We start from the raw sequence: 6,178 nt of genomic DNA, 5'->3' as shown, positions 1-6,178 counted from the left end.
AGCCCCGGCTCAGAACCGCCCGCGGCGCCGCGCGTCGAGGCTCCACGGACCGGCGCCGGCCGCGGCGAGGTAGAGGAAGAGGAAGCAGAACAGGATGGCCGCGTCGCCGCCGTTGAGAGCCGGGAACTGGCTCTTGGGCGCATGAGCGATGAAATAGGCGAAGGCCATCTGGCCGGAGAGAATGAACGCCACCGGCCGCGTGAACAGGCCGAGGACGATCAGCGCGCCGCCGACGATTTCGAGAACGGCCGCGAACCAGAAGAGCGTGAACAGCGCCGGTGCCACCCCGCCGTCTAGGCGCACGGGGAATCCGAACAGCTTCTGCGTGCCGTGCTCCAGGAACAGGACGCCGGCGACGATGCGCAGGACGCTGAGAAGCCGGGGGCCCCAGGTTGACGAGATCGCGTTGAGGTTCATGCGGAAACAATCTCCGAGGGGGAGGGCCGTGCGTGCGGCCAAGCCTCCGCAATCAGCACGAAACCCCCTCCGCCGTCGACTCGCCGCGCGTGAGAAAAGTCACCGCGGCCTCTTTTGAAGCCGCGGTGCCGCTACAGTCCAGAATGCTTTCGAAGCATGGCTCCAGATTTACGGCTCCTTGAAGCCGTAATCCGGCACGCCTTCTTCGTTGTCATAATATTTATACGGCAAAAACTTTCCGGACAGGTTCATCTTCACCCGGTCGCCCTTGTTGTTGGGCTCTCGTTCCATGGTCATGTTGAAATCGATCGCCGACATGATGCCGTCACCGAAATCCTCCTGGATCAGTTCTTTCCAGGTGGTGCCGTAGACCATCACCAGCTCATAGAAGCGGTAGATCAGCGGGTCGGTGGGCGGCATCTGCGGGATTGAGCCGCGATAGGGCGCCTCGTTCAGCATCCGCTCCTCGGATTCGGTCAGGCCGAACAGCTCCGCCGCCTTCTTCGCCTGGGCCTTCGGCAGCTTCATCTGCCCCATGCAGGCGGCGGTGATGAGGATCGGCGAGAGTCCGCCGATCTCGGCCTGGATGTGCTTCCAGGTCCAGCCCTTCTCGCGCTTGATGTCGAGGAGCTTTTCCGTGAGGTCTTCGCGCTTCATGTGAGGTCTCCGATGAAGGAAGGTGGGTGAGAGGCGGCGCGCGGATCTGACAGGCGCCGATCTAGGAGGCGGCGGGGACGGGGATCGGCTCCGGCCCGTCCGAACCCGGCCGCACCACGGGCGGGTGGCGCTGGTCGTAGCCGGCCGGCATGGCGTCCCGCAGGCTCTTCGAGCGGCTGACGAGGAAGTCCATCAGGTGGTTGCGCAGGGCGTAATAGCCCGGCGCGTGATGGAGGTTCGCGCGCTCGCGGCGCTTGGGTAGCGGGTTCTCGACGATCTCCGCCACCTTGGCCTCGGGGCCGTTGGTCATCAGCACGATGCGGTCGGCGAGGTAGATCGACTCGTCGACATCGTGGGTGATCATGAAGACGGTCTGGCCGGTCTCGATGCAGATGCGGCGGACCTCGTCCTGCAGGGTGCCCCGCGTGAGCGCGTCCAGCGCCGAGAACGGCTCGTCCATGAGCAGGATCTTGGGCTCGATGGCGAGTGCCCTGGCGATGCCGACACGCTGCTTCATGCCGCCCGAGAGTTCGGACGGGCGCTTATGCTCGGAGCCGGCGAGTCCCACCGTGGCGATGGCCTTGCGAGCGCGCTCCTCCACCTCGGCGCGGGACGCCTTGCGCCAGCGCGAGGAGACCGCATAGGCGACGTTGCCGAGCACCGTGCGCCAGGGCAGCAGGGCGTGCCCCTGGAAGATCACGGCCCGGTCGAGGCTGGTTCCCTCGATCGCCTGCCCGTCGACGATGACGACGCCCTCGCTCGGCGCCTCCAGCCCGGCCAGGATGTTGAGCACCGTGGTCTTGCCGCAGCCGGAATGGCCGATCATGCAGACGAACTCGCCCCGCCGCATGGGCAGCCACAGGTTCTCGAACACGGTGTTTGGCTTGCCGCCGGGGGCGGGATAGCGCCGGGCGATCCCCTCGATGGAGATGAACTTTTCGGAGGACGACATGCGGCTGGTCCCGGCGGCGGGGTCGGGAGCGGCGCTCGCGGAGCGCCGCGCGAAGGGGATGAGCTTGCTCATGGCGCGGCCTCACTCGGGGAAGGTGACGAGGCGCTGCGCCCGGGCGAGCAACTGGTCGAGGATCATGCCCACGAGGCCGATGACCAGGATCGAGACGATCACATTGGTGATCGAGAGGTTGTTCCACTCGTTCCACACGAAGTAGCCGATGCCGGTTCCGCCCACGAGCATCTCGGCCGCCACGATCACGAGCCAGGCGATGCCGATGGAGATGCGCATGCCGGTGAGGATCGTCGGGGCGGCGGCCGGCAGGATCACCGTGAAGGCGCGCCGGATCGGCCCGACCTCCAGGGTCCGGGCGACGTTGAGCCATTCCTTGCGCGTTCCGGCGACACCGAAGGCGGTGTTGATCAGCATCGGCCAGAGCGAGCAGATGAAGATCACGAAGATCGCCGACAGGCTGGAATCCTTGATCGTGTAGAGGGCGAGCGGCATCCAGGCGAGCGGCGAGACCGGCTTCAGGAGCTGGATGAAGGGGTCGAGCGCCCGGCCCATCAGCGGCGACATGCCGATGAGAAAGCCGATGGGGATGGCCACCAGCACCGCGAGACCGTAGCCCAGCGCCACCCGGCCGATGGAATAGGCGAGCTGGATGCCGAGACCCTTGTCGTTGGGGCCGCGATCGTAGAACGGGTCCCTCAGGTGCTTCCAGGCGGTGGCGGCGACGTCGAGGGGCCCCGGCATCGCCGACTTGCCGGTTGTGGCGCTCGCACCCATGAGGGCCGCGTATTCCGGGTCCATGGCCTCGGTCTTGGCGACCCCGCCCACCGCGATCTGCCAGAGCAGCAGGAAGGCGGCGAGGACGGCCAGGGAGACGATGCCGGCGCGGAGCGAGAGTGAGGCCTTCATGGCTCAGCCCGCCCGCTTGATGGCGAAGGAGTTCAGGTACTCTTCGGGCTTGGCCGGATCGAAGGCCTTGCCCATCACCGAGAAGGATTTCGACGTGGCGGTCGGCGGGGTGAGGCCGGCCTCCTTCATCAGCCGGGCTGCGTCGGTGGCGAGATAGACCTTCTCGGCCACCGCCTTGTAGTCGACATCGCCCTTGATCTGACCCCAGCGCTTCATCTGGGTCATGATCCAGACCGCGAAGGACGACCACGGGAAGGCGTCGAAGTCGACGCGGTCGGGCACCTTGCGGACATTGCCGAGGCCGTCGGCGAAGGTTCCGGTGAGCACCTGTTCCACCACCGTCACCGGCTGGTTGAGGTAGTTGGCCGGCGCGATCTGCGCGGCGATCTCCTTGCGGTTCTCGATCTTCGAGGCATAGGCCGTCGCCTCGATCACGGCGCGGAGCAGGGCGGCGTAGGTGTTCGGGGTCTGGGTGACGAAATCCTGCGAGGCCGCGAAGGCGCAGCACGGGTGCCGGTCCCAAATCTCCTTCGACAGGATGTGGATGAAGCCGACGCCATCATAGACCGCGCGCTGGTTGACCGGGTCGGGGGCGAGGAACCCGTCGATGTTGTCGGCCCGCAGATTGGCGACCATGTCCGGCGGCGGGACGGCGCGGATCTGCACGTCGGTATCGGGGTCGATCCCGGCTTCCGCGAGGTAGTAGCGCAGCAGGTAATTGTGCATCGAATAGTCGAAGGGCACCGCGAGCTTGAAGCCCTTCCAGCTTTTCGGGTCGCGCCGGTCCTTGTGCTTCATCGCCAGGGTGATCGCCTGGCCGTTGACGTTCTCCACCGCCGGCATCGTGTAGGGAACGGGGTTCGATCCGACGCCGAGCGAGATGGCGATGGGCATCGGCGCCAGCATGTGGGCGGCGTCGTATTCCTTGTTCAGGGTCTTGTCGCGGATCACCGCCCAGCCGGCGGTCTTCACCACCTCCACGTTCAGCCCCTGCTTCTCGTAGAAGCCCATGGGTTTCGCCATGATGATCGGCGTGGCGCAGGTGATCGGGATGAAGCCGACCTTGAGATCGGTCTTCTCGGGCTTCGCCCCTTGCGCGAAGGCCTCGGCCACGAATTTCGTGGGCAAGAACTGGCTCACGGCGGCCAGCGCCGTCGCCGCGCCGACGCTCCTGAGGAAGGCGCGCCGCTGGGCATCCTCGGGGAACAGGGCCCGCATCACCGCGCCTTCGACGGCTCGCGTGATCGCGGCGTCGCCGGACAAGGCTTCGGCATCGTGCGCGGCTTGATCGCGATGGTTTCCGCAGGAGCAGCCGCCGCGCTTCAAGGTCAGCCGGGCATTGAACGGATCGTCGAAGAGCGCCATGTCGCGGACCTTTCTGCGGAGACGCTCTCTTCATGGCAAACGCTGTGCCAGCCGCAATTCCGATAAAAAGCGTAGCCTAAACAAAGGTTTGAGATAAAGACGCATGCTACGAAATATCGTCGATTACGGTTTTTCGTGACCTGTGCTACGAAATATCGTGATGGAAAGATCAGACGCGCCGACCGCCTCGCCCTATGGCTCCGCCTTCGACAGGGCGGCGGAAGCGATGCTGGTGCTCGATCCGGTGGCCGACGAGATCCGGGACGCCAACCCGGCCGCCGCGCGCCTGCTCGGCTACGATCCCGATGTCCTGCGGGGCATGCGCGTCACCGGCCTTCATCCCGAACAGGTGCCGACGCTGATCGTCTTCACCCAGGCCGTGCAGGCGCGGGGGCGCGACTGGACCCACGCCCTCTCGCCGAGGCACGCGGAAGGGCACGGCCTCCATGTGGAATATAGCGGGACGATCCTGCCGGGTGAGCCGGCGCTCCTCCTCGTCAGCCTGTTCGACCTCGACGAGCGTCGCCGCCGCCTCGTGGATACGGAGGCCGATGCGCATATGCGGGCCGGCCTGTCCGAGTGGCAGCGGATGGAGCGGATCTTTCGCGATATCGAGCGCGAGAACCAGCTGATCCTGCGCGCGGCCGGCGAGGGCATCTACGGGGTCAATGCCGAGGGCATCACCACCTTCATCAACCCGGCGGCCGAGCGCATGCTGGGCTGGGACGCGGCCGATCTCGTCGGGCGCGACATGCATGCCACCGTCCACCACAGCCACCCGGATGGCTGCCATTACCCGCACCAGGATTGCCCGATCTACGCCGCCTTCCGCGACGGGGCCGTGCATCAGGTCGACACCGAGGTGTTCTGGCGCCGGGACGGCACTCCGATCTTCGTGGAATACACCTCGACGCCGATCCGCGACCGGGGCCGGCTCCTCGGCGCGGTCATCGTGTTCCGCGACATCAGCCAGCGGCGGGAGGCCGACGAGCGCCTGCGCCAGGCCCTGGCGGAGGTCGATTCCCTGCGCCAGCGCCTGGAGCTCGAGAACGCCTATCTGCGCGAGGAAATCCGCGAGGGCGGGCACCACCAGGGCATCATCGGCCGTTCTCCGGCCATCGAGGCGACCCTCCGGCAGATCGACCTCGTGGCCGGCACCGACGCCACCGTCCTCGTCACCGGCGAATCCGGCACCGGCAAGGAGCTCATCGCCCGCGCCATCCACGAGGCGAGCCGCCGTCGGGACCGGCCGCTGATCCGGGTGAACTGCGCGGCGATCCCGCGCGAGCTGTTCGAGAGCGAGTTCTTCGGCCACGCCAAGGGCGCCTTCACCGGCGCCCTGCGCGACCGGGTCGGGCGGTTCGAACTCGCCGATGGCGGCACCCTGTTTCTCGACGAGGTCGGGGAAATCCCCATCGACCTGCAGGGCAAGCTCCTGCGCGTGCTGCAGGAGCGGCAATTCGAGAGGGTCGGCGACGAGCGGACCCGCCTCGTCGACGTCCGCCTCGTGGCCGCCACCAACCGCGACCTCAAGGCCGAGGTGAAGCGGGGGCGCTTCCGCGAGGATCTCTACTTCCGCCTCAACGTCTTCCCCATCGCGGCCGTGCCCCTGCGCGAGCGGCCCGAGGATATTCCCCTCATCGCCCAGCACTTCCTGAAGGGCGTGGCCCGGCGCCTCGCCATGCCCGACCTGCGTCTCACGGAAGGCGATGTCCGCCGCCTCGCACGCTACGACTGGCCAGGCAATGTCCGCGAGCTGGAGAACATCGTCGAGCGGGCGGCGATCCTGGCCGTGCGCGGGCGGTTGCGGTTCGACCTGCCCGAGGCCGAGGGCAGCGGTCCCGTCGAGGGGCGGCGCCCGCAGGG

6 protein-coding genes are annotated in these 6,178 nt (G+C 67.1%); 1 reads left to right on the top strand and 5 read right to left on the bottom strand.

Annotated elements, in window-relative coordinates; genetic code table 11:
• Window positions 1-9: 9 nt before the first annotated feature.
• The 5 genes from FV220_RS23560 to FV220_RS23540 form a co-directional block, all read right to left on the bottom strand.
• The gene (locus FV220_RS23560) at window positions 10-417 is read right to left on the bottom strand and encodes a DoxX family protein (RefSeq protein WP_147833428.1); all 408 of its coding nucleotides are present in this window, start codon (window positions 415-417) and stop codon (window positions 10-12) included.
• A gap of 168 nt (window positions 418-585) precedes the next feature.
• Window positions 586-1,074 carry a cyanase gene (cynS, locus tag FV220_RS23555; protein WP_018041857.1) on the bottom strand — a complete coding sequence of 163 codons (489 nt, stop codon included), beginning with the start codon at window positions 1,072-1,074 and terminating at the stop codon, window positions 586-588.
• Window positions 1,075-1,135: 61 nt separating this feature from the next.
• A complete protein-coding gene (locus FV220_RS23550) occupies window positions 1,136-2,098 on the bottom strand; it encodes an ABC transporter ATP-binding protein (protein ID WP_147833427.1) in 963 nt (320 codons plus the stop codon).
• Between the two features lie 9 nt (window positions 2,099-2,107).
• Window positions 2,108-2,947: a nitrate ABC transporter permease gene (ntrB, locus tag FV220_RS23545; protein ID WP_056147646.1), complete on the bottom strand. Its 840-nt coding sequence runs from the start codon at window positions 2,945-2,947 to the stop codon at window positions 2,108-2,110.
• 3 nt (window positions 2,948-2,950) lie between these two features.
• Window positions 2,951-4,312, bottom strand: a complete 1,362-nt coding sequence (locus tag FV220_RS23540; protein ID WP_056147642.1) for a CmpA/NrtA family ABC transporter substrate-binding protein — start codon at window positions 4,310-4,312, stop codon at window positions 2,951-2,953.
• A 160-nt stretch (window positions 4,313-4,472) separates the two neighbouring features.
• Between FV220_RS23540 and FV220_RS23535 the strand changes: the two genes are divergently transcribed.
• Window positions 4,473-6,178 (top strand): sigma 54-interacting transcriptional regulator (locus tag FV220_RS23535; protein WP_147833426.1); only part of this gene is annotated, 1,706 nt, incomplete at its 3' end.

It is taken from the genome of Methylobacterium sp. WL19, from assembly GCF_008040005.1.
GTDB lineage: Bacteria > Pseudomonadota > Alphaproteobacteria > Rhizobiales > Beijerinckiaceae > Methylobacterium > Methylobacterium bullatum.
Note: the sequence above shows the minus strand (reverse complement) of the source record. Positions and strands in the feature narration are given on the sequence as shown.

Bases quoted from the DNA above. Each gene is read 5' to 3' on its own strand.
- FV220_RS23560 (WP_147833428.1), bottom strand. From the start codon at position 417: ATGAACCTCAACGCGATCTCGTCAACCTGGGGCCCCCGGCTTCTCAGC.
- cynS (WP_018041857.1), bottom strand. From the start codon at position 1,074: ATGAAGCGCGAAGACCTCACGGAAAAGCTCCTCGACATCAAGCGCGAG.
- FV220_RS23550 (WP_147833427.1), bottom strand. From the start codon at position 2,098: ATGAGCAAGCTCATCCCCTTCGCGCGGCGCTCCGCGAGCGCCGCTCCC.
- ntrB (WP_056147646.1), bottom strand. From the start codon at position 2,947: ATGAAGGCCTCACTCTCGCTCCGCGCCGGCATCGTCTCCCTGGCCGTC.
- FV220_RS23540 (WP_056147642.1), bottom strand. From the start codon at position 4,312: ATGGCGCTCTTCGACGATCCGTTCAATGCCCGGCTGACCTTGAAGCGC.